This window comes from Kitasatospora griseola (genome assembly GCF_044999035.1).
Classification (GTDB): Bacteria; Actinomycetota; Actinomycetes; order Streptomycetales; family Streptomycetaceae; genus Kitasatospora; species Kitasatospora griseola.
Genome location: NZ_CP173360.1, coordinates 6,814,054 through 6,838,835, shown reverse-complemented (window position 1 = coordinate 6,838,835; position 24,782 = coordinate 6,814,054). Strand labels below are relative to the sequence as shown.

Genomic DNA, 24,782 nt, shown 5'->3' with positions numbered 1-24,782 from the left:
GACTACTCCTCAGCGTTTCGGGACTCGCCCGAGCGGATGACCTCGGTCCTGCGGTGTGCATCGTCCAGAAGGCTGAACAGCTCGTCGTCGCTGGCCTCGTCGACACCGGCCGCGGAGCCGGTGCGGTTGGCGGTCCAGGCCGCGAGAAGTCCTTCGAGGCGGGCCGCGACGGTCTCGTAGTCGGCGTCGGCGGCTGCCGCGTCGAGCGTGGACCTGAGCCGGTCGAGTTCGGCGAGCAGCGGGTCGGGGGCGGCGGCGCCGTGTAGCCGGGTGTGCACGAAGGCGGCGAGGCGGGTCGGTGTCGGGTGGTCGAAGACGAGCGTGGCGGGCAGGCGCAGGCCGGTGTCCGCGTCGAGCTGGTTGCGCAGCTCCACGGCGGTGAGCGAGTCGAACCCGATGTCGGTGAACGCCTGGTCGGGGTTGACCGCCTCCGGTGACGAGTGCCCCAGGACGAGGGCGACCTGGCCCACGACGAGTTGCAGCACGTCGGCCTGCGTCCACCCGCGGTCGGCGGCCTGCCTGCGCCGGGGCCGCACCAGCTCCCGCAGCAGGGCGGGCGGGTCGCCGGCCCGGCGCAGTGCCGGCAGGTCGAACCTGACGGGGGCGAGGACCGGGGCGCCCGCGGTCAGCGCGGCGTCGAACAGGGCCAGCGCGTCCGCCGTCGGCAGCGGCCGGACGCCGGCCCTGGCCAGGCGGTGCCGGTCGGTGGCGGTCAGACCTCCGGTCATGCCGCTGGCCTCCGCCCAGTAGCCCCAGGCGAGCGACACGGCCGGCTGTCCCTCGGCGTGCCGGTGTGCGGCGAGACCGTCGAGGTACGCGTTCGCCGCCGCGTAGTTCGCCTGGCCCGCGCCGCCCAGCACGCCGGCCGCCGACGAGAACAGCACGAACGCCTCCAGGTCCGAGGTCAGTTCGTGGAGGTGCCGTGCCGCGAGGGCCTTCGACTCCCACACCCGCGCGAACTGCTGCGGGGTGAGGGATTCCACGACGGTGTCGGCCAGCGTGCCCGCGGCGTGGACCACCGAGGTGACCGGGTGTGCGGCGAGCAGCCGCGCCACCGCCTCGCGGTCGGCCACGTCGCACGCCACGATGTCGGCGGTCGCGCCCAGCGCGGCCAGGTCGGCGGCCAGCGCGGCCGCGCCGGGGGCGTCCGGGCCGCTCCGGCTGACCAGCAGCAGGTGCCGCACGCCGTGCCGCACGGCGAGGTGGCGGGCGATCGTGCCGCCCAGGGTGCCGGTGCCGCCGGTGACGAGCACCGTGCCCTCGGGGCTGAGCGGCGACGGCAGCGGTTCGGTCCGCGCCCGTTCGAGGCGGGGGACGTGCACGGCGCCGGCCCGGATCGCCAGCTGGGGCTCGTCGCCGGCCAGCCGGACCTCGTCGCCGTCGTCGCCGTCGACCAGCACGAACCGGCCGGGGTGCTCGGTGGCGGCCGACCGGACCAGGCCCCAGACGGCGGCGGCCTGCGGGTCGACGTCCTCGCCCGGCCGGACCGGAACGGCGTTGCGCGTGGCGACCACCATGCGCGGGGTGTCCGTGCGGAGGAAGTCCTGGATCACCCGCAGGGTCTCGACGGGCGAGGTGGCGTGGTGGACCGGAATGTCCGGTTCGGTGGTCGCCGCTTCCAGCACCGGCCACGCCACCTGGTACGGCACGTCCTGCGTGGTGGTCCCGGTCGGCCGGCGCAGGGTCAGCGAGGCGATCTCGGCGACCGGCGCGCCCGACTGATCGGCGAGGCCGATCGCGCAGGTGTCCTCGCCGGTCATGGTCAGCCGGACCCTGGCGTGCTCGGCGCCGCGCCACCGGGAGATCCCGGCGAAGGAGAACGGCATCTTCGCCCGGTCGTCGGCGACGGTCACGAGCTGGATCGCGGCGTCGAGCAGGGCGGGGTGCAGGGCGAACCGGCTGTCGCCGGGGGGCGCGGCCACCTCCGCGTAGAGGGTGTCGCCGTCGCGCCAGGCCGCTCGCAGGCCTTGGAAGGCCGTGCCGTAGACGAACCCGGCGTCGGCCAGGTTGTCGTAGAAGGCGTCGAGGTCGACCGCTTCGGCCTGCGGCGGCCACTGCCGCGCCCAGGGCTCCCTCGGTGCCACGGGCACGGCGCCCAGGGTCCCGGTGGCGTGCCGCACCCACTCGCCGTCTGCGCGCGAGTGGATCGCGACGCTGCGCCGACCCGCCCGGTCGGGGCCGACGGTCACGGACACCTGCACGCCGTCCGCGACCACCAGCGGCGTCTCCAGCGTCAGGTCCTCGACCGCCGGGCAGTCGACGTGTTCGCCGGCCCGGAGCGCCAGGTCCACGAACGCCGCGCCGGGCAGCAGGGGCGAGCCCGAGATGACGTGTTCGGTGAGCCACGGCTGCGCGGCGGTGGCGAGTTGACCCGTCAGCACCACGCCGTTGTCGTCGGGGAGTTCCATGGCGTCCCGCAGCAGCGGGTGGTCGAGCCGACCGTCACCGATCGGTGCCGGCGCGGTGGGCTGGAGCCAGTAGTGCTGGTGCTGGAAGGCGTACGAGGGCACCCGCACGCCCGCCGTGGTGGCCGCGGGCGGCGTCCAGCGCATCGCACCGTCCGCCCACAACCGCCCCAGACCTGCGAACAACCGCTCCGGGGAATCACCACCGCGCCGCATCAACCCGTTCCCCACCAGCACCGGATGCGGACCGACCTCCACGAACCCCGAAACGCCCTGGCCCGTCAGCCACTCCACGGCGTCGGCGAACCGCACCGGCTCGCGGACCTGCCGCACCCAGTACCCGGGCTCGCCCATGTCCACCGGGCACCCGGTCAGGGTGGAGACCACCGGGATCACCGGCTCACCGAACGACAGACCCGCCGCCACCCGGCCCAGCTCCCCCAGCACCGGATCCATCCGCGCCGAATGGAACGCGTGACTGACCTCCAGCCGCCGCACCCGACGCCCACGCCCCCACCACACCTCCGAGACCGCCGCGACCGCCGCCTCGTCCCCCGACACCACCACCGCATCCGCCGCGTTGACCGCCGCCACCTCCGCGCCCGGCACCAACGACCCCACGACCTCTGCCACCGACGCCTGGAGCGACACCATCGCCCCACCACCCGGCAACTCCTGCATCAACCGGCCACGCGCACCCACCAGCGCACACGCATCCTCCAGACTCAAAACACCCGCCACATGCGCCGCCGCCACCTCGCCGACCGAATGCCCGACCACGAAGTCCGGCCGCACACCCAACGACTCCACCAGCCGGAACAGCGCCACCTCCAGCGCGAACACACTGCCCTGCGTGAACAGCGTCTCCCCGAGAACTCCTTCCTCGTCCTCGAACAACACCTCCACCGGCAACCCCAACAGCCCGCACGCTTCGTCCAACACCCGCGCGAACACCGGGAACTCGCGATACAGACCACGCCCCATCCCCGCCCACTGACCACCCTGACCGGAGAACACGAACGCCGACCTACCCGGGGAGGCAGTGCCCGTGACGATCCCGGGTTCTCCGCCGATCAGCGCGTCCAGGCCGGCCGGGTCCGTCAGCACAGCGCGGTGCGGGAACCGGGCCCGCGCGGCCAGGTCCGCGGCCACCTCGGCCTGTGTGACCTCGGGGTGCTCGGCGAGGAACCCGCGCAGCCTGCGGGCCTGGTCGCGCAGGGCCTCGTCCGACTTCGCCGACAGCAGCCACGGCACCGGCACGACGGCTGCGGGCGCGGGATCGGCAGGGGACTCGGGCAACGGCTCCTCGGCCGGTGCCTCCAGGATCACGTGCGCGTTGGTGCCGCTGATGCCGAACGCCGAGATGCCCGCGCGACGCGCGTGACCGTTGTCGGGCCACGGCCGGGCCTCGGTGAGCAGCCGGATGTTGCCGGACTCCCAGTCGACGTGCGAGGTGGGCGCGTCCACGTGCAGGGTCCGCGGCAGTTCACCGTGCCGCATCGCCATCACCATCTTGATCACACCCGCGACGCCGGCCGCGGCCTGCGTGTGGCCGAGGTTCGACTTCACCGAACCCAGCCACAACGGCTCCACCCGCCCCTGACCGTAGGTCGCCAACAGCGCCTGCGCCTCGATCGGATCGCCGAGCGTAGTGCCGGTGCCATGGGCCTCCACCGCGTCCACCTCGGACGGCTCCAACCCGGCATTGGCCAGCGCCTGCCGGATCACCCGCTCCTGCGACAGACCGTTCGGCGCGGTCAGACCGTTGGACGCACCGTCCTGATTGACCGCCGACCCCCGCACCACCGCCAGCACCCGGTGACCGTTGCGACGCGCGTCCGACAACCGCTCCAGGAGCACGACACCCGCGCCCTCACCCCACGCCGTGCCGTCCGCCGCCTCGGCGAACGCCTTCACCCGGCCATCGGTGGCGAGCCCCCGCTGCCGCGAGAACTCGACGAACCCCGCCGGTGTCGCCATCACCGTCACACCGCCGGCCAGGGCCAGCGAGCACTCGCCCGAGCGCAGCGCCTGCGCCGCCAGGTGGATCGCCACCAGCGACGACGAACACGCCGTGTCCACCGACACCGCCGGACCTTCCAACCCCAGCAGGTACGACACCCGCCCGGAGGTCACACTCGTCGCCGTGCCCGTCGAGAGGTAGCCCTCCAGGTCGGGCGGCTGTGCCCCGGCGCCGTAGCCGGAGGACCAGATGCCGGTGAACACGCCCGTCCGGCTGCCCCGCAGGGACGTCGGATCGATCCCCGCGTCCTCGAACGTCTCCCACACGGTCTCCAGCAGCACCCGCTGCTGCGGATCCATCGCCAACGCCTCACGTGGCGAAATGCCGAAGAACGCCGCGTCGAACCCCGTCGCGTCCGCGAGGAAACCACCCGACCGCGTGTACGACTTCCCCGGACCACCGGCCGGATCGTAGAGACGACCCACGTCCCACCCACGATCCGACGGGAAGTCGCCCACCGCATCGACCCCACCCGACACCAGGCCCCACAGCTCCTGCGCCGAGCCCACCCCACCCGGGTACCGGGCACCCAGCCCGACCACGACCACCGGGTCGTCCGACACCGGCACCCCGACCGGCACGGGCGAGGCAGGGGCCTGGCGCCGGGCGCCGACGAGGAGGTTCCGCAGGTGGCCGGCCAGCGCGTCGGGGGTCGGGTAGTCGAAGGTCAGCGTCGCGGGCAGCCGTACCCCGACGACCGCGGACAGGCGGTTGCGCAGTTCCACTGCCGTGAGCGAGTCGAAGCCCAGCTCCTTGAAGGCCCGGTCGGCGCCGACGGCCGCGGTGTCGGTGTGGCCGAGGACCGCGGCCGTCTGGCCGGTGACCAGGTCCAGGACGCGGCTGTGCTGCTCGGTCTCGGGCAGGGCCGCCAGTTCCCTGCCCAGGCCCGGCCGGTTCGTCCGCCGGGCGGGCCCGGTACGGGTGAGGCGGCCGAGCAGGGGGCGGGTGGACGCCGCCGACAGGTCGAGGTGTGCGGGGACCAGCGCGGGTTCTTCGGCGCCCAGGGCCAGGTCGAACAGGGCCAGCGCCCGGTCCGTGGGCATCGGCAGCACACCGGCGCGGGCGAGGCGCTTGAGGTCGGTGTCGGTGAGGTTCTCGGTCAGCCCGCTGGCCTCGGCCCAGTGGCCCCAGGCCAGCGACACGCCCGGCAGCCCCAGGGCGCGCCGGTGAACGGCGAGGGCGTCCAGGAAGGCGTTCGCGGCGGCGTAGTTCGCCTGGCCCGGGCCGCCCAGCACACCGGCGGCGGACGAGAAGAGCACGAACGCGCCCAGGTCGAGGTCCTTCGTCAGCTCGTGCAGGTGCCAGGCGGCGTCGGCCTTGGGCCGCAGCACCTGGTCGATCCGGTCGGGCGTGAGGGATTCGACGACGCCGTCGTCGAGCACGCCGGCGGCGTGCACGACCGCGGTCAGCGGGTGCGCGGCCGGGATCGAGTCCAGGACGGCCGCCAGCGCGTCCCGGTCGGCCACGTCGCAGGCCACCACCTCGGCGTCGAAGTCCACCTCCGCGCCGGTCCTGCTGAGCAGGAGCAGGTGCCGGATGCCGTGCCGCTCGCGCAGGTGCCGGGCGACGAGGCGGCCCAGTGTTCCGGTGCCCCCGGTGATCAGCACGGTGCCGTTCGGGTCGAGCGGGCCGGGCACCGGGGCCGCTTCGGCCCGTACCAGCCGGGCGGCGCGGGCAGCGCCGTCGCGGACGACGAGCTGCGGTTCGTCCCCCGCGACGAGGACGCGGTCGTCGGTGTCGACCAGCACGAACCGGTCGGGGTGTTCCGCCTGGGCCGCGCGGACCAGGCCCCAGACGACGCTGGACGGCAGGTCGACCGGGTCCGGCCCGACCGCCCCGCGGGTCACGACGGCCAGCCGGCCGTCCCCGTCGCGCAGGAAGTCCTGGAGCACGCCCAGCGTCTCGGCGGCGACGGTGTGCGCGGCCGCCACGGGGTCTCCCGCCGGGGCCGTGACGTGGTGGACGGCCGGAGCTTCGCCGGTGCTCTCGACGGGCACCCAGTCGAGGCGGAAGAGCTGGTCGGTCCCGGCGGCCGGCAGGCCCGGCGGCCGGTGGCGCACGGTCAGCGCGTCGATCACCGCCAGCGGCCCGGCTTCGTCGGCGAGCGCGACCCGGAAGGTGTCCGGACCGGTGGGCGTGAGGCGGACCCGGGCCGTGGAGCCGGCCTTCCGCATCGACACCCCGGCGAAGGAGAACGGCAGGCGGCCGGCCGCCAGCAGGGTCAGCGGCTGGAGTGCGGCGTCGAGCAGCGCCGGGTGGAGATCGAAGCGGTCGCGGGTGTCGACGGGCAGTGCCACCTCGGCGTAGAGCTCGTCGCCCTGCCGCCGGATCTCCCGCACGCCCGCGAACACCGGCCCGTACTCGTAGCCCTGGTCGGCGAGGGTCTCGTAGAAGTCGGTCAGGTCGACGGGCTCCCCGGCCGGCTGCCAGGACTCGCCGGTGTCGTACGGGTGGGGGCGGTCGGCGGTCGCCAGCATGCCGGTGGCGTGCCGCAGCCAACTGCCGCCCGTCCGGGAGTGCACGGTGACGGGGCGTCGGCCCGTCCCGTCCGGTGCGCCGACGACGACCTGGACCGGCACGGAGCCGTCGTCCGGCAGGATCATTGGGGCTTCCAGCACCAGTTCGTCCAGGACGTCGCAGCCTGCCTGCCGTCCGGCGTGCAGGGCGAGTTCGACGAACACGGTGCCGGGCAGCAGCACGGAGCCCAGGACGACGTGGTCGGCCAGCCACGGCCGGGTGGCCGTCGAGAGCCGCCCCGTGAGCAGGACGCTCTGGTCCCCGGCCAGTTCGACGACGGCCCCGAGCAGCGGGTGCCCGGCCGAGTCCAGGCCGGCCGCCGACACGTCGCCCTTCGCCGCGACGGGGTTCAGCCAGTACGGCCGGTGCTGGAAGGCGTACGTCGGCAGCGGGACGTGGTGGGGCTCGCCCGGGAAGACCGGCGTCCAGTCGACCGCCACGCCCTGCGTGTGCAGGCGCGCCAGGGCGAGGTGGAACTCCTGCCGGCCGCTGTCGCGGCGCAGCGTGCCGGTCACCACGCCGTCCATCACCGGCACCAGGACGGGGTGCGGGCTGACCTCCACGAACACGCCGTGGCGGTGCTGCGTGAGCGTCTCGACGGCGAGGTCGAAGCGTACGGGTTCGCGGAGGTTTCGGTACCAGTAGTCGGCGTCAAGGCCGGCGGTGTCGATCTCCTCGCCGGTCACCGTGGAGTAGAACGGAACGGCCGCGGTCCTCGGCTCGATCCCGGCGAGGTCGGTCAGCAACTGCTCGCGGATCGCCTCGACCTGCGCCGAGTGCGCCGCGTAGTTGACGGGCAGCCGGCGGGCCCGGATGCCGTCGGCCTCACAGGCCGTCAGCAGTTCGCTCAGCGCGTCCAGATCGCCCGACACGACGACCGAATCGGGGGCATTGACCACCGCCACGGTCAGCCGACCGTCCCAACGGGCCACGAACTCGGCAGCCTGCCCATGCCCCAGGCCTATGGAGACCATCCCGCCCCGGTCGGCCAACACCGCCAGCGCCCGGCTCCGCAACGCCACCACCTTCGCGGCGTCCTCCAACGACAACGCACCGGCCACGAACGCCGCCGCGATCTCGCCCTGCGAATGCCCGACGACCGCATCCGGCTCCACACCATGCGCACGCCACAGTGCGGCAAGCGCCACCATCACCGCGAACAGCGCGGGCTGCACCACATCGACGCGGTCCAGCGAACCGCCGCCGGTCAACACCTCCACCAACGACCAATCGGTGTACGGCGCCAACGCCGCATCACACGCATCGATCGCGTCCCGGAACACCGGCTCCGAGCCGTACAACTCCCCACCCATACCGACCCACTGCGCACCCTGCCCCGGGAACACGAACACCGACCGAGCCGGCGAACCGGCCACGCCCGTGATGACGCGGGGGTCTCCGTCGGCGAGGGCGGCCAGTTCCGCCATGAGGTCGGTCCGGGTGCTGCCTGCCAGGGCCGCCCGATGGGCGAGCAGGGTGCGGGTGGTGGCGAGGGCCCGACCGATCGCGGTCAGCCGGAGTTCGGGGTGGGCGGTGAGGTGGTCCGCGAGCCGTCGGGCCTGGGCGCGGAGGGCGTCGTCCGTCTTGCCGGACAGCAGCCACACGGTGGGCTCCGCGGAGTCGTCCGCGGCGGGTTGTTCGGGGGTTTCTTCCGCGAACTGTTCGATGACCACGTGGGCGTTGGTGCCGCTGGCCCCGAAGGCCGAGATGCCCGCACGGCGGGGGCGCCCCGTCTCCGGCCACGGCCGGGCCTCGGTCAGCAGCCGGATGTCACCGGTGTCCCACTGGACGTGCGGCGTGGGCTCCTGGACGTGCAGCGTCGGCGGCAGTTCGCCGTGCCGCATCGCCATCACCATCTTGATCACACCCGCCACACCGGCCGCCGCCTGGGTGTGCCCGATGTTCGACTTCACCGAACCCAGCCACAACGGCTCCACCCGGTCCCGGCCGTAGGTCGCCAGGAGAGCCTGCGCCTCGATCGGATCGCCGAGCGTGGTCCCGGTGCCGTGCGCCTCGACCGCGTCCACGTCCGCCGTCGACAGTCCCGCATTCGCCAGCGCCTGCCGGATCACCCGCTCCTGGGAGGGGCCGCTGGGCGCGGTCAGACCGTTGGACGCACCGTCCTGATTGACCGCCGAACCCCGCACCACCGCCAGCACCCGGTGACCGTTGCGGCGTGCGTCCGACAACCGCTCCAGCAGCACCAGCCCCGAACCCTCGCCCCACGCCGTGCCGTCCGCCGTCGACGAGAAGGGCTTGCACCGGCCGTCGGCGGCCAGGGCACGCTGGCGGGAGAACTCCGTGAACTGCAACGGCGTCACGCTCACGGTCACGCCGCCGGCCAGGGCGAGTGTGCACTCCCCCGAGCGCAGTGCCTGCGCCGCCAGGTGGATCGCCATCAGTGACGAGGAGCAGGCGGAGTCGACGGACACGGCCTGGCCCTGGAGGCCCAGCAGGTAGGAGACCCGGCCGGAGGTGATGCTCGGCGAGATGCCCGTGGCGAGGTAGCCCTCGGTGTCGGGCGGCGCCTGATCGGGGCTGCCGACGTAGCCGGAGGACCAGATGCCGGTGAACACACCCGTCTGGCTGCCCCGCAACGACGTCGGATCGATCCCCGCGTCCTCGAACGTCTCCCACGCGGTCTCCAACAACACCCGCTGCTGCGGATCCATCGCCAACGCCTCACGCGGCGAAATACCGAAGAAATCCGCATCGAACCCCGCCGCATCCGCCAGGAACCCACCCGACCGCGTGTACGACGTCCCCGGATGATCCGCATCCGGATGGAACAACCCCTCCACATCCCAACCACGATCCGACGGGAACCCCCCGATCGCATCCACCCCACCCGACACCAGACCCCACAACTCGTCCGGCGACCCCACCCCACCCGGCAACCGACACCCCATACCCACGATCACCACCGGATCGTCCGACACCGCAACCACGACCGGCACCACCGAAGCCACCGCCCCGACTGCGCCGGAGAGTTCGGCCGTGAGGTGGTCGGCGAGGTCGGCGGGGGTGGGGTGGTCGAAGACGAGGGTCGCGGGCAGCCGCAGGCCGGTGGCGCCGGCGAGGCGGTTGCGCAGTTCGACGGCGGTCAGGGAGTCGAAGCCGAGGTCGCTGAAGGCGAGTCCGGGAGTGATGGCGGCGGCATCGGAGTGGCCGAGGACGGTGGCGGTGTGGGCGACGACCACGGACAGCAGGTCCGACGCGGAGGCCTTCGGCGTCGGCAGGGTCTGCGGCATCGAGAGGTCGGCCGTGGTCAGCGCGGGACGTCCGGAAGCCAGCGCGGTGTCGAACATGGCCAGGGCGCGTTCGACGCCGATGGGGCGGATGCCCTTGCGGGCGAGGCGTTGCCGGTCGGCCGCGGTGAGGTGGGCGGTCATGCCGCTCTCCTGCTCCCAGTAGCCCCAGGCCATCGACACGGCGGGCAGTCCGAGGGCCTGCCGGTGCGCGGCGAACGCGTCGAGGTAGGAGTTCGCGGCCGCGTAGCCGGCCTGGCCGGCGTTGCCGAGCACACCCGCGGCCGCGGAGAACAGCACGAAGGCGGCGAGGTCGTGCTCGCGGGTCAGCTCGTGCAGGTGCCAGGCGCCGTCGACCTTGGGGCGCAGCACCCGGTCGAGCTGCTCCGCGGTCAGCCGTTCCACGACGGTGTCGTCGAGTACGCCGGCGGCGTGGACGACTGCGGTGAGCGGATGCGCGGCCGGGATCGAGTCCAGCACGGCCGCCAGCGCGTCCCGGTCCGCGACGTCGCAGGCCACGACCCGCACGTCGACGTCCCCCTGCACGTCCAGGTGCGGCACCGCGGCGCCGCTGCGGCTGAGGAGCAGCAGGTGCCGCACCCCGTGGCGGGACGCCAGGTGCCGGGCGACGGCCTGGCCGAGGGTGCCGGTGCCGCCGGTGATCAGCACGGTGCCGTCGGGGTCGATCGGCTGCGGGACGGTGAGGACGATCTTGCCGGTGTGGCGGGCCTGGCTCATCAGCCGGAAGCAGGCGACGGCCTGGCGGAGGTCCGCGGCGGTGACCGGCAGCGGCTCCAGCGTCCCGTCGGCGACCATCGCCACGGCGTTGGAGAGGATGTCGCCCTGCCGCGCGGGGTCGACGTGGTTGAGGTCGAAGGCCCGGTAGATCAGGCCCTCGGGCGAGCGGACGTCCGTCTTGCCCAGCTCGACGAACCGTCCGCCGTCGGCGAGCAGCCGCAGGGAGGCGTCGGTGAGTTCTCCCGCGAGCGAGTTGAGGACGACGTCCATGGCCGGGAACCGGTCGGCGAACCGGGTGTCGCGGGACGAGGCGATGTGGTCGTCGTCCAGCCCCAGGGCGCGCAGGGCGTCCCACTTGCCGGGGCTCGCGGTGGCGAACACCTCCGCGCCGCTGTTCAGCGCCAGCTGAACCGCGGCCATGCCCACGCCGCCCGCGCCGGAGTGGATCAGGACCCGGTCTCCGGGGCGCAGTTCGCCGAGGTCGAACAGCCCGTACCAGGCGGTCATGAACGCGACGGGCGTCGACGCCGCCTCGGTGAAGCTCCAGCCGTCGGGGATCGCCGTCAGCAGCCGGTGGTCGGCGACCGCGCGCGGCCCGAAGGCGCCGGGCATCATGCCCATGACGCGGTCGCCGGGCCGCCAGGCCGTGACGCCGGGGCCGACCTCGACGACGGTGCCGGCCCCTTCGCCGCCCAGCGGCGGCCGGTCCGGGTACATGCCGAGGGTGATGAGCACGTCGCGGAAGTTCAGGCCGGCCGCGCGTACCGCGACCCGCACCTGGCCGGGTTCCAGCGCGGTCTCCGGCCAGGGCAGCAGGGCCAGGTCGTCCAGCTGCCCGGTGCCGGACTCGCTCAGCCGGTACGCGCCGTCGGGGGCGGCCAGCTCCGGCGCGTACCTGGCCTGCCGCGGGACGAGGACGCCTTCCCGGCGCAGGGCCAGTTCGGGTTCGTCGCCGGCCGTCGTGGCGGCCCGGATCGCCTCCTCCTCGGACGCGTCGCCCATGTCGACCAGCACGAACCGGCCGGGGTGCTCGGCGGCGGCGGTGCGGACCAGGCCGCGGACGGCCGCGCCGGCCACGCCGCGGGTCAGGACGGCCAGGCGTGCGGCCGCCCGCTCCGGCTGCTCGGCCAGGAAGTCCTGGACGAGCGCGCGGGCCCGCTGGACGAGCGCGTGCACGGACTCCGCGTCGGCTTCCGCGGCGAGCACCGGGCTCGGCACCACCTCGGTCGGTGTGCTCGCGGCGAGCGGCACCCACTGGGTGTGCAGCACCGCGGCCCGGACCTGGGCGGCCGGACGGACGGTCAGCGCGGTGATGTCCGCGACCGGGTTGCCGGACAGGTCGGTCAGCGTCGCGCGGTAGGTGTCGGCGCCCGTGCGGGCCAGGTGGACCCGGGCGGACGACACACCGGTGGTGTGCACGGCGACGCCGGAGAAGGAGAACGGCAGCCGGACCCGGGTGTCGGGGCTGAGCAGGATCAGCGGCTGGAGCGCGGCGTCCAGGAGCGCGGGGTGGATGCCGAAGCGGGCGCCGTCGGGGACGGACACCTCGGCGTACAGTTCGTCCTCGCCCTGCCACAGCTCCCGCACGCCCCGGAACGCGGGTCCGTACTGGTAGCCGAGTCCGTCGAGGAAGGCGTAGAACCCTTCGGGGTCCACGGGTTCGGCGTTCCTCGGGGGCCAGTCGAGGCGTCCGGCCGGCACCCGGCCGCCGAGGGTTCCGGACGCGTGGCGGACCCAGCCGTCGCCGCCCCTGGAGTGCACGGTGACCGGGCTGCGGCCGGCGTCGTCCGGGGCGCCGACCGAGACCTGGAGGTCCGTGGGTGCGTCGGAGAGCGCGAGCGGCAGGTGCAGGACGAGGTCGTCCAGGGTCCCGCCGGCCAGGGTGGCGAGTTCGAGGAAGGCGGTGCCCGGCAGCAGGACCGTGCCGTCGACGGCGTGGTCGGCCAGCCAGGGGTGGGTGCGGGTGGAGACCCGGCCGCTGTGCACGGTGGTGCCGTCGGGCAGTTCGACCGTGGTGCCCGCCAGCGGGTGCCCGGTGCCGTGGTCGCCGGCCGCGGGGGTGAGCCAGTAGGTGCTGCGCTGGAAGGCGTAGCGCGGCAGCCTGACGCCGTGCGGGCGGTCGTGCGGCCAGGTCACGGCGACACCCTGGACATGCAGGCGGGCCAGGGCGGTGTGGAATTCCCCGATGGCGCCGTGGTCGCGGCGCAGGGTGCCGGTCGCCACGCCGTCCAGGTCCTGCACCAGCACCGGGTGCGGGCTGACTTCCACGAACACCTCGTGGCCGTCGGCGGTGAGCCGGGCGGTGGCCAGGTCGAACCGGACGGGTTCGCGGAGGTTGCGGTACCAGTAGTCGGCGTCGAGGCCGGCGGTGTCGACGGGTTCCGCGGTGACGGTGGAGTAGAACGGGATCGCCGCAGGCCGGGGCCGGATGTCCGCGAGGTCGGTCAGCAGCTGCTCGCGGATCGCCTCGACCTGCGCCGAGTGCGCCGCGTAGTCGACGGGGATGGCGCGGGCGCGGATGCCGTCCTTGGCGCAGGCTGCCAGCAGTTCGTCCAGGGCCTCGCGTTCGCCGGAGACGACGACGGTCGAGGCGGAGTTGACCACCGCGACGGTGATCCGCTCGCCCCAGGGGCTCAGGTAGTCGGCGGCGTCGTCCGCGGACAGCATGACCGAGACCATGCCGCCGTGTCCGGCCAGGGCGACCAGGGCCTTGCTGCGCAGGGCGACCGCCTTGGCGGCGTCCTCCAACGACAGCGCACCGGCCACGTACGCTGCCGCGATCTCGCCCTGCGAATGCCCGACGACCGCATCCGGCTCCACACCGTGCGCACGCCACAGTGCGGCCAGCGCCACCATCACCGCGAACAGCGCCGGCTGCACCACATCCACCCGGTCCAACGACCCGCCGCCGGTCAGCACCTCCACCAACGACCAGTCCGTGTACGGCGCCAACGCCGCATCACACGCATCGATCGCGTCCCGGAACACCGGCTCCGAGCCGTACAACTCCCCACCCATACCGACCCACTGCGCACCCTGCCCCGGGAACACGAACACCGACCGACCCAACGGACGGACGACCCCGGTCACCAGACCCGGCACCGTGCCACCCTCGGCCAGGGCGTCCAGGGCTGCGACATCGCCCACCACCACGGCCCGGTGCTCGAACACGGTGCGGGCGGCCAGCGCGCCCCCGACCGCCGCCGGGCCCACCTCCGGATGTGCGGCGGTGAACGCGGCCAACCGACGCGCCTGCTCCCGCAACGCCGCCTCGGACCTGGCCGACAGCGGCCAGAGAACCCGGTCGTCCGCGCGGCCCCGGGGAGCGGGTGCGGCGGAGTCGGCCTCGGCGGGCTGTTCATCGGCCGCCTCGATCACCACATGCGCGTTGGTGCCGCTGATGCCGAACGCCGACACGCCGGCCCGGCGGGGACGCCCGGTCCTCGGCCAGGCGACCGGTTCGGTGAGCAGGCGGACCGCGCCGGACTCCCAGTCGACGTGCGAGGTGGGCGCGTCCACGTGCAGGGTCCGCGGCAGTTCACCGTGCCGCATCGCCATCACCATCTTGATCACGCCCGCGACGCCGGCCGCGGCCTGCGTGTGGCCGAGGTTCGACTTCACCGAACCCAGCCACAACGGCTCCACCCGGTCCCGGCCGTAGGTCGCCAACAGCGCCTGCGCCTCGATCGGATCGCCGAGCGTGGTCCCGGTGCCATGGGCCTCCACCGCGTCCACCTCGGACGGCTCCAACCCGGCATTGGCCAGCGCCTGCCGGATCACCCGCTCCTGGGAGGGGCCGTTCGGCGCGGTCAGACCGTTGCTGGCCCCGTCCTGGTTGGTGGCGGAGCCTCGGACGACCGCCAGCACCTCGTGGCCGTTGCGGCGGGCGTCCGACAGCCGCTCCAGCAGCAGCAGGCCGGCGCCCTCGGCCCAGCCCGCGCCGTCGGCCGCGGCGGCGAAGGACTTGCAGCGGCCGTCGGGCGCGCTCGCCCCCTGCCGGGACATCTCGGTGAACAGCGTGGGCGCCGAGTTGACGGTGACGCCGCCGGCCAGGGCGAACGAGCACTCTCCCGAGCGCAGCGCCTGAGCGGCCAGGTGCAGGGCCACCAGGGACGACGAGCAGCCGGTGTCCAGGGACAGCGCCGGGCCGAGCAGGCCCAGCTGGTACGCCAGCCGGCCCGACCCCACGCTCGACGCGGTGCCGGTGACCTGGTAGCCCTCCAGGTCGTCGGGGACCGGCCCGGCGGCGTAGCCGGTGGACCAGATGCCGGTGAACACGCCGGTTGACGTGCCCTCCAGCGTGGTCGGGTCGATGCCGGCGTACTCGACGGTCTCCCACGCGGTCTCCAGCAGGATGCGCTGCTGGGGGTCCATGGCGAGCGCCTCGCGGGGGGATATCCCGAAGAACGCCGCGTCGAAGTCGCCGACGGCGTCGAGGAAGCCGCCCTTGGACGTGCTCGACGTGCGGGGACGGCTTCCCGTCGGGTCGTACAGGCGGTCGATGTCCCAGCCCCGGTCGGCCGGGAAGTCGCCGACCGCGTCCACGCCGTCCGCGACCAGCCGCCACAGGTCCTCGGGGGTGTCGACGCCGCCGGGGTAACGGCAGCCCATGCCGATGACCGCGATCGGTTCGTCCGTCGCGGCCGGGGCCGGGGCCTGCGGCGCGTCCTGCTCGCCGGACAGGTGGGCGGCCAGCCGGGCCGGGGTGGGGTGGTCGAAGACCAGGGTGGCGGGCAGTTTCACCCCGAGCGCGGCGGTCAGGCGGTTGCGCAGTTCCACCGCGGTCAGCGAGTCGAAGCCCAGGTCCTTGAACGCCTGCCGGGGGTCGATCCGCTCGGGGGTGGCGTGTCCCAGCACCCCGGCGGCGTGGGTGGTGATCAGCTCCAGCAGGTCGGCGCCGCCGGCGGCGGGCGCGGGCCGGGGGGCCTGCGGCCGGCTGTGGGCCTCGGGCAGGTCCCGCAGCAGCCGGCTCGGCCGCGCGTGGGTGTAGGCGCGGGCGAACTGCGCCCAGTCGGCCTCGGTGACGACCGCGAGGGCCTCGCCGTGGTCGAGGACGTCCTGCAGGGCGTCGAGTGCCCGGCCCGGGTCCAGCTCGCCGAGGCCGAGCAGGGTGCGCTGGCGCTGCACGGACTCCAGGGCCGCCATGCCGCCGTCGGCCCAGATGCCCCACGCGACGGAGGTGGTGGCACGGCCCCGGGCGCGGTGCTGTGCGGCCAGGGCGTCGAGGAAGGCGTTGCCGGCGGCGTAGGCCGCGCCGTGGCCGTCGCCCCACACGCCCGCGGTGGAGGAGAACAGGACGAGGGCGTCGAGGTCCGGCAGGAGTTCCGCCAGGTTCTGCGCCCCGGCGACCTTGGCCGTGACGACCTCGGCGAACTCCGCCGCTGTCGTGTCGGCCAGCCTGGTCGCCCTGATGACGCCGGCGGTGTGGAAGACGGCGCGGATGTCGCCGACGCGCTCGACGAGGTCCCGCAGGGCGTCCCGGTCGGCCACGTCGCACGCCGCCACGGTCACCCGTGCCCCGGCTGCCTCCAGTTCGTCGCGCAGGCCGGCCGCGCCGGGTGCGTCGGGGCCGCGGCGGGCGGCCAGCACGATGTGCTCGGCGCCCTGCCGGGCGAGGCGGCGGGCCACGTGTCCGCCGAGCGCGCCGGTGCCGCCGGTGACCAGCACGGTGCCCCGCGGCCGCCAGGGCTGCGCGGCCGGGCCCGATGCGGCCTTGCGGCGCAGCCGCTTGGCGAAGCGCCGGGCGCCGCGGATCGCCACCTGGTCCTCGCCCGTGCCGGCGAGCACGACGAGCAGCGCGTCCACGCCGTCCTCGTCGGGCACGGCGGGAAGGTCGACCAGGCCGCCCCAGCCGTTCGGGAACTCCAGCGCCGCGGACGCGCCGGCGCCCCACGCCAGGGCCTGGGCCGGGCTGGTGACCGGGTCGGTGCCCGAGGTGCTCACGGCGCCGCTGGTCGCGCACCACAGCGGGACGGCCGCCGTCCTCACCGGGTCCGGGCTGCGCGCCGGGTCCAGGGTGCGGACCAGGTCCAGGGTGCGGACCAGGCCCGCCGGGAGCACCGGGTGGTCGGGGTGCGGCGCCTCGTCCAGCGCCAGCAGCGACAGCACGCCGTCCGGCCGGGCGTCCCCGGTGTCGGCCGCGTCCCAGCTGTCGGCCACCGCGAAGCCCCGGGCGCGCAGGGCCTCGGCCCACGGGTGCCCGGTCGTGGCGAGGACGAGCCAGCGCGCCGGGTCCACCGGGGCCGCGGTGCCGCCCGTCGGCGCCCAGGCCACCTGGTACCGCCAGTCGTCACGGGGCGCCGGCGGGGTCGCGGTCACCCAGTAGGGCTCGCGCTGGAAGGCGTACGTGGGCAGGTCCGCCGCGGGTGCGGTGCGGGGCAGGACCGGGGTCCAGTCGACGTCGACCCCGGCGGCGTGCAGGCGCCCCGCCGCGGCGAGGAACTCGGTGAGGCCGCCGTGGTCGCGGCGCAGTGTTCCGGTGGCGGCGACGTCCTCCAGCGCGGGCACCAGCACCGGGTGCGGGCCGACCTCCAGGAACAGGTCGTGGCCGTCGGCGGTGAGCCGGGCGGTGGCCAGGTCGAACCGGACGGGTTCGCGGAGGTTGCGGTACCAGTAGCCGGCGTCGAGGCCGGCGGTGTCGACCGGCTCGCCGGTGACCGTGGAGTAGAACGGGATCGCCGCCGACCGGGGCGTGATGTCGGCCAGTTCGGCGAGCAGCTGCTCGCGGATCGCCTCGACCTGCGCCGAGTGCGCCGCGTAGTTGACGGGCAGGCGGCGGAAGCGGACACCGTCGGCCTTGCAGGCGGCCCCCAGTTCGTCCAGCACGTCGAGGTCGCCGGACACCACGACCGCCGCGGGTCCGTTCACCACGGCGGTGGTCAGCCGCTCGCCCCAGCGGGCCAGGTAGTCGGCGGCCTGTTCGACGGACAGCGCGAGGGACACCATGCCGCCCCGGTCGGCGATGGCGGCCAGTGCCCTGGACCGCAGCGCCACGACCTTGGCGGCGTCCCGCAGCGACAGCGCGCCGGCGACGTACGCGGCGGCGATCTCCGCCTGGGAGTGGCCGACCACGGCGTCCGGCTGCACGCCGTGGGACCGCCACAGGTCGGCCAGCGCCACCATGACGGCGAACAGGGCCGGCTGCACCACGTCGACGCGATCCAGCGAGCCGTGGCGCAGTTCGTCGACCAGCGACCAGTCGGTGTACGGGTCCAGGGCGGCGGCGCAGGCGTCGATGCCGGCGCGGAAGACCTCGGACTGCTCGTACAGGTCACGTCCCATGCCCGCCCACTGCGCCCCCTGCCCGGGGAAGACGAACACCGTCCCGCCGGTACGGGTCGGCAGTCCCGGCGGGAGCGCGGCCAGGCCGGACAGCAGGTCGTCCCGGTCGGCGCCGACCACCGCGGCCCGGTGCTCGAACCGGGTGCGGGCGGCCAGTGCGCGGCCGATCGCGGCGGCCGGGACGTCGGGGTGGGCGGTCGCGTACGCGTGCAGCCGCTCGGCCTGGGCGCGCAGCGCGGCGTCGGTCTTCGCGGACAGCAGCCAGGCGGTGGGGGCGTCCTGGCCTGCGGGTTCGGAGCGGCGGCCGGAGTCCGGCTCGGCGGGCTGCTCGATGATCAGGTGGGCGTTGGTGCCGCTGACGCCGAAGGCCGAGACGCCGGCGCGGCGCAGGTGGCCGTGGTCCGGCCACGGCCGGGCCTCGGTGAGCAGCCGGACGCCGCCGGAGGCCCAGTCGACGTGCGGGGAGGGCGCGTCCACGTGCAGGGTCCGCGGCAGTTCGCCGTGCCGCATCGCCATCACCATCTTGATCAGGCCCGCAACGCCGGCGGCGGCCTGGGTGTGGCCGATGTTGGACTTCACCGAACCCAGCCACAACGGCTCGTCCCGGTCCTGGCCGTAGGCGGCCAGCAGGGCGTGGGCCTCGATGGGGTCGCCGAGCGTGGTCCCGGTGCCGTGCGCCTCCACCGCGTCCACCTCGGACGGCTCCAACCCGGCGTTCGCCAGCGCCTGCCGGATGACGCGTTCCTGGGAGGGGCCGTTCGGCGCGGTCAGGCCGTTGGACGCACCGTCCTGGTTCACCGCGCTTCCCGCGACGACCGCCAGCACCCGGTGGCCGTTGCGCCGGGCGTCCGACAGGCGTTCCAGCAGCACCAGGCCGGTGCCCTCGGCCCAGCTGGTGCCGTCGGCCGCGGCGGCGAAGGGCTTGCTGCGGCCGTCCGCCGCGAGGCCGTGCTGGCGGGAGAACTCGGTGAAGCCGAACGGTGTCGCCATGATCGTGACGCCGCCGGCCAGCGCCAGCGAGCACTCGCCCGCGCGCAGGGCCTGGGCGGCCAGGTGGACGGCGACCAGGGACGACGAGCAGGCGGTGTCCACGGACAGCGCCGGGCCGCGCAGCCCGAGGTGGTAGGCGACCCGGCCGGACGTGACGCTGGTCGCGACGCCGGTGAACAGGTAGCCCTCCAGGTCCTCCGGCAGGCCCGGCCCGGTCGCGTAGCCGGACGACCAGACGCCGGTGAACACGCCGGTGTGGCTGCCGCGCAGCGAGGCCGGGTCGATCCCGGCGTGCTCGAAGGTCTCCCAGGCCGTCTCCAGCACCAGCCGCTGCTGCGGGTCCATGGCGAGCGCCTCGCGGGGCGAGATACCGAAGAACGGGGCGTCGAAGCCGGCCACCGCTTCCAGGAACCCGCCCCGGTCGATGTACGTGGTGCCCGCGCCGCGCAGGTCCGGGTCGTACAGGCGGCCCAGGTCCCAGCCGCGGTCGTCCGGGAAGTCGCCGATCGCGTCCACGCCGTCCGCGACCAGCCGCCACAGGTCGTCCGGCGAGGCCACCCCGCCGGGGAAGCGGCAGCCCATCCCCACGATGACGACCGGGTCGTCGTCGTGGGCGGCCGGGGCTGCGGGGGCCGACCGGTCGCCGGGGCCGGTGCGCAGCCAGTCGATCAGCTCCGCGGGCGTCGGGTGGTCGAAGATCAGACCGGAGGGGAGCTTCCGGTCCAGGGCGCCGGCCAGGCGGTTGCGCAGTTCGAGCCCGGTGACCGAGTCGAGGCCGAGCTCCTTGAAGGTGAGCGCGGGATCGATGTCCGCGGGGTCCTCGTGGCCCAGCACGAGCGCGATCTGCGCGGTGACCACGGCGGCCACGTCGACCAGGTCGAGCGACTCGGTGTCGCCCGCCCCGGTGTCATGGGTCTCCGGGCCGCCGTCCGCCCGGCCGGACGCGGCGGGCTCCGCTGCGTGCGTCCCCGGGTCGGCCGGGGTCCGTCCGCCCTGCCCGGCCGTCGCTCCGGGCAGCCAGTACGAACGACGTTGGAAGGCGTACGTGGGCAGGTCGACGGGCGCGGCCCCGGCGACGGCCGGGGACCAGTCGACCGGCACGCCGGCCACGAACAGCCGGGACAGCGCGGTCAGGAAGACGTCCGCCCCGCCCCGGTCGCGGCCCAGCGTGCCGGTGGCGACGCCGGGCGCACCGGTCCGCTCGCGGGCCTCTTCCAGGCTCTGTTCGAGGGCGGGCAGCAGCACCGGGTGCGGGCTGACCTCGACCACGACGTCGTGCCCGTCCGCCAGCAGTGCGGCGGTGGCCAGGTCGAAGCGGACCGGCTCGCGCAGGTTGCGGTACCAGTAGTCGGCGTGGAGCACCGTGGTGTCGTCGAGGAGGCCGCCGGTGACCGCGGAGTAGTAGGGGACGGTGCCCTGCTGCGGCCGCACGCCGTCCAGTTCGGTGCGCAGCCGCTCGCGGATCGCCTCGACGTGCGCGGAGTGGGAGGCGTAGTCCACCGGGACGACGCGTGCACGGACACCGTCCGCCTCGCAGGCGGCGACCAGTTCGGACAGGGCCCGGGTGTCACCGGACACCACGACCGAGCCGGCGGCGTTGACCACGGCGACCGTCAGCGCGCCGTCCCAGCGCGACACGTAGTCCTCGGCCCGCTCGGCGGACAGGGCCACGGACACCATGCCGCCCCGGCCGGTCAGCGTCACCAGCGCGCGGCTGCGCAGCGCCACGATCCGGGCCGCGTCGGACAGCGACAGCGCGCCCGCGACGTACGCCGCGGCGATCTCGCCCTGCGAGTGCCCGACCACCGCGTCGGGCTCGACGCCGAAGGAGCGCCACAGTTCCGCCAGGGACACCATCACCGCGAACAGGGCGGGCTGCACGACGTCCACCCGGTCGAGCGGGGCGCCGTCCAGCACCTCGGCCAGCGACCAGTCGGTGTACGGGGCCAGCGCCCGGGCGCACTCGTCCATGGCGGTCCGGAAGACGGGGTACTCGGCGTACAGCTCCCGGCCCATGCCGACCCACTGCGCGCCCTGGCCGGGGAACACGAAGACGGTGCGGCCCGGGGCGCCGGCCCGGTCGGCGGCGACCTGGACGGAGTCGAGCAGGACCGCGCGGTGCGCGAAGCGGGTCCTGGTGGTGGCCAGCGCGTGCGCGACCTCGGCGCCGGTCAGTTCCGGGTGGCTGCGCACGTGCTCGTGCAGGCGCGCGATCTGCGCCCGCAGCGCCTGCTTGGTCCGCGCCGTGACGATCCACGGCGCCGGCCGGGCCTCGGGGGCGGGCCGCCGGGCCGGCGCGGCCGCGTCGGGCGCCTGCTCGACGATCACGTGCGCGTTGGTGCCGCCCATGCCGAACGACGACACGCCGGCGAGCAGGGGCGCGTCCGGCCGCGGCCACGGAGTCAGCGCGGTCTGGACCCGCAGCGCCAGCGCGTCGAGCGGGATGCCGGGGTTCGGGGTCTCGTAGTTCAGGCTCGGCGGCAGTGCGCGGTGGTGCACGCTGAGGACGGTCTTGAGCAGGCCGACGATGCCCGCGGCGCCTTCCAGGTGGCCGACGTTGGTCTTGGCGGAGCCGACCCGCAGGGCGCGGTCGGCGTCGCCGGACGCGGCCGGGTCGCGGTAGGCCGCCGCGAGGGCGGCGGCCTCGACGGGGTCGCCGACGGCGGTGCCGGTGCCGTGCAGCTCCACGTACTGCACGTCCGCGGGACGCACGCCGGCCCGGGCCAGGGCTTCGCGGATGACCTGTTCCTGGGCCTGCGCGCTGGGCACGGTCAGGCTCTGCGTGGCGCCGTCGTTGTTGACCGCGCTGCCCCGGATGACGCCGTAGACGCGGTCCCCGTCGGCCAGGGCCCGGTCCAGCGGCTTCAGGACCAGGAAGGCACCGCCCTCGCCGCGGACGAAGCCGTTGGCCCGGGCGTCGAACGTGAAGCAGCGGTCGTCCGGGGACAGGCCGCCGAACTCCTCCGCCCCTTCCTCGCGGGCGGCGGTCAGGTTGAGGTTCACCCCGCCGGCCAGGGCGAGCGCCGACTCGCCGCGGCGCAGGCTCTCGACCGCCAGATGCACCGCGACCAGCGCCGACGACTGGGCCGTGTCGACCGTCATGCTCGGTCCGCGCACCCCGAGGAAGTGCGAGACGCGGTTGGCGATGACGCCCCGGCTGGTGCCGGTCAGCGTGTGCGGCGTGATGTGGCCGGGGTAGGTCAGGGACGTGTAGTCCTCCCACATCGAGCCGACGAACACCCCCGTCGGGCCGCCCGTCAGCGTGCCCGGCACGATCCGGGCGTCCTCCAGGGCCTCCCAGGCGAGTTCGAGCATGAGCCGCTGCTGCGGGTCCATGCCGGCGGCCTCGCGGGGCGAGATGCCGAAGAATGCCGCATCGAAGCCGTCCACCCGGTCCAGGTAGCCGCCGTGCCGTGCGCCCTGCCTGCCCTCGGGCGGCGCGGTGATCGCGTCGGTCCCGTCGCACAGCAGTCGCCAGAACGCCGCCGGATCCGGGGCTTTCGGCAGCCTGCCCGCGATGCCGATGACAGCGACACGATCGGCGTCCGAGTCCAAGGGGAAGCGCATCACATCGACACCTCGTGAGCCGGAGGGATGGAGAAAGGCGGGGTGTTCCCGTAGCCGTCCCGATGCCGCGGCTCCGGCCGCGCACGAGGCCGGATCATCGGGCGCACGGGCAGCCGGCGACCCGGTGGTGTTCGAACCCGGACCCGACCGCGCTTCGAGCGTCTGGATCAGTGGAGCGGACCTCGAAAGTGACAGCGCCTGCGACGCTCTTCGAGGAAAAAGCACTGGTGAGCTGAGCGCTGGGCGTAGCGGCCGGGGCGATGATCGTCCGGCTGCGCAGATGAGCATGGCAGCAACGTCACACCATCGCCATAGGTCGATCACAGGCTGTCTCAAACGGAGCACATCACACCGTCATATGCCTGCGAAGCAGCGGGCACTGTGGCGAAATCGGTCCCGTGCGCCCCATGAAACGCGTCGTTCCTCACAGGCCACCCGTCGCAAATCCGCCAATGGACCTTCCGGCCCGGTCGCGGAAGTGCTCCGCGCCCAGCGCCGCCACGACCGGGCCGGGTTCACGGGAACCGTCGACGCCGCCGGTGACAACGCCCTAGACTCCCGTCCGCACTCGCGCAGAAGAACGTCCTCGACCATCGTCCGGCCGCCCGGGAACACCTCCGCACGGCGCTCACCACCCGGTTCGGGCGAACCGACCACCGGCGCCGCCGACAGCTCCGGCCGAACCGTTCGACCACCACCGACATCGAGACGATCGCGAGCCGGCGCCGCCCGGCGGCACACCAACCAGCTGTCACCGATCCGCGCATCGGTCCCGGCCGTTCGCGCCCGGCACCCGGTGGCCGGGCCCGGTGACACCCAGTCAGGAGGCAGCGATGCAAGCCACGTTCCCCTTCACCACACCGCACCACCTCGACAACGAGCCCGAGGCCGAGGCCCTGCTCGCGCAGGCTCCGGTCGTCCGCGCCACGATCGGTCCGGCGAACGTCTGGCTCGCCCTCTCCTACAAGGCGGTGCGCCAGGTACTGAGCGACAGCCGGTTCAGCCGGGAGGCGGCCACACTTCCGGGCAGCCCGCTGAAGCTGTCCGTCGCCACCGACCCGCTCCTGGTCACCAGCCTGGACGGCGAGCGCCACGCCCGCCTGCGCAAGCTGATGTCGCAGGCGTTCAGCCCGCGCATGGTCGATCAGCTCGAACCCCGCGTGCAGTCCGTCGTGGACTCCCTGCTCGACTCCCTCGATCCCACCGCGGACCTGGTGGCAGGCCTCTGCGCCCCGCTCCCGCTGATGGTCATCTGCGAGCTGCTCGGCGTGCCCTACTCCGAGGCGGAGGCCATCCGCAGGTGGACCAGGCGGCTGTTCGTCACGAACATCACTCCGGACGAACTGCAGGCCGCACAGGGCGAGATGCAGGCCTGGCTGGCCGACCTGGTCCGTCAGAAGCGGGCGCAGCCGGACGACGGGTTGATCTCGGCGATGGTCGCCGCCAACGACGAGGGCGACCACCTCACCGAACCCGAGCTGCTGGCCAACCTCGAAGGCCTGCTGATCGCCGGCCACGAGACGACCGTCAACCAGCTGGGCAACTCCTTCCTGACCCTGCTGCGCCACCCGGACCAACTCGCGCTGCTGCGCTCGTCACCGGACCTGATCGCACCGGCGGTCGACGAACTGCTGCGCTACAGCAGGCTCTTCACCTCGGCCGAGGTCCGGGTCACCACCGAGCCCGTCGAACTGGAGGGCGTCGAACTCGGCGCGGGCGAACCGGTCCTGCCGGTCATCGTCGCGGCCAACCACGACCCCGCCGTGTACCCCGACCCCGGCCGCTTCGACATCACCCGCGAAGGCCCGGCCGCGCACCTCGCCTTCGGCCACGGGCCGCACTTCTGCCTCGGCGCGATACTGGCCCGCCGCGAGATGCGGTTGGCGATCGGCTCCGTGGTGAAGCGCTACCCGAACCTGCGCCTCGCCGTCGACGAGTCCGAGCTCACCTACGTACCGGAACTCGTCTTCCGCGGCCTCCAGTCACTGCCCGTCACCTGGTGAAACCCCCCTC

General features: G+C 74.4%; 2 protein-coding genes. One reads left to right on the top strand and one right to left on the bottom strand.

Going from position 1 to position 24,782, the window contains the following annotated elements:
- Positions 1-2: 2 nt before the first annotated feature.
- The gene (locus ACI1MP_RS30935) at positions 3-22,769 is read right to left on the bottom strand and encodes an SDR family NAD(P)-dependent oxidoreductase (RefSeq protein ID WP_404869993.1); all 22,767 of its coding nucleotides are present in this window, start codon (positions 22,767-22,769) and stop codon (positions 3-5) included.
- 833 nt (positions 22,770-23,602) lie between these two features.
- On the opposite strand from ACI1MP_RS30935, the gene ACI1MP_RS30930 reads away from it, so the two are divergent.
- On the top strand, positions 23,603-24,772 hold the full coding sequence (locus ACI1MP_RS30930) for a cytochrome P450 (RefSeq protein ID WP_404869992.1): 1,170 nt from the start codon (positions 23,603-23,605) through the stop codon (positions 24,770-24,772).
- Positions 24,773-24,782: the final 10 nt, after the last annotated feature.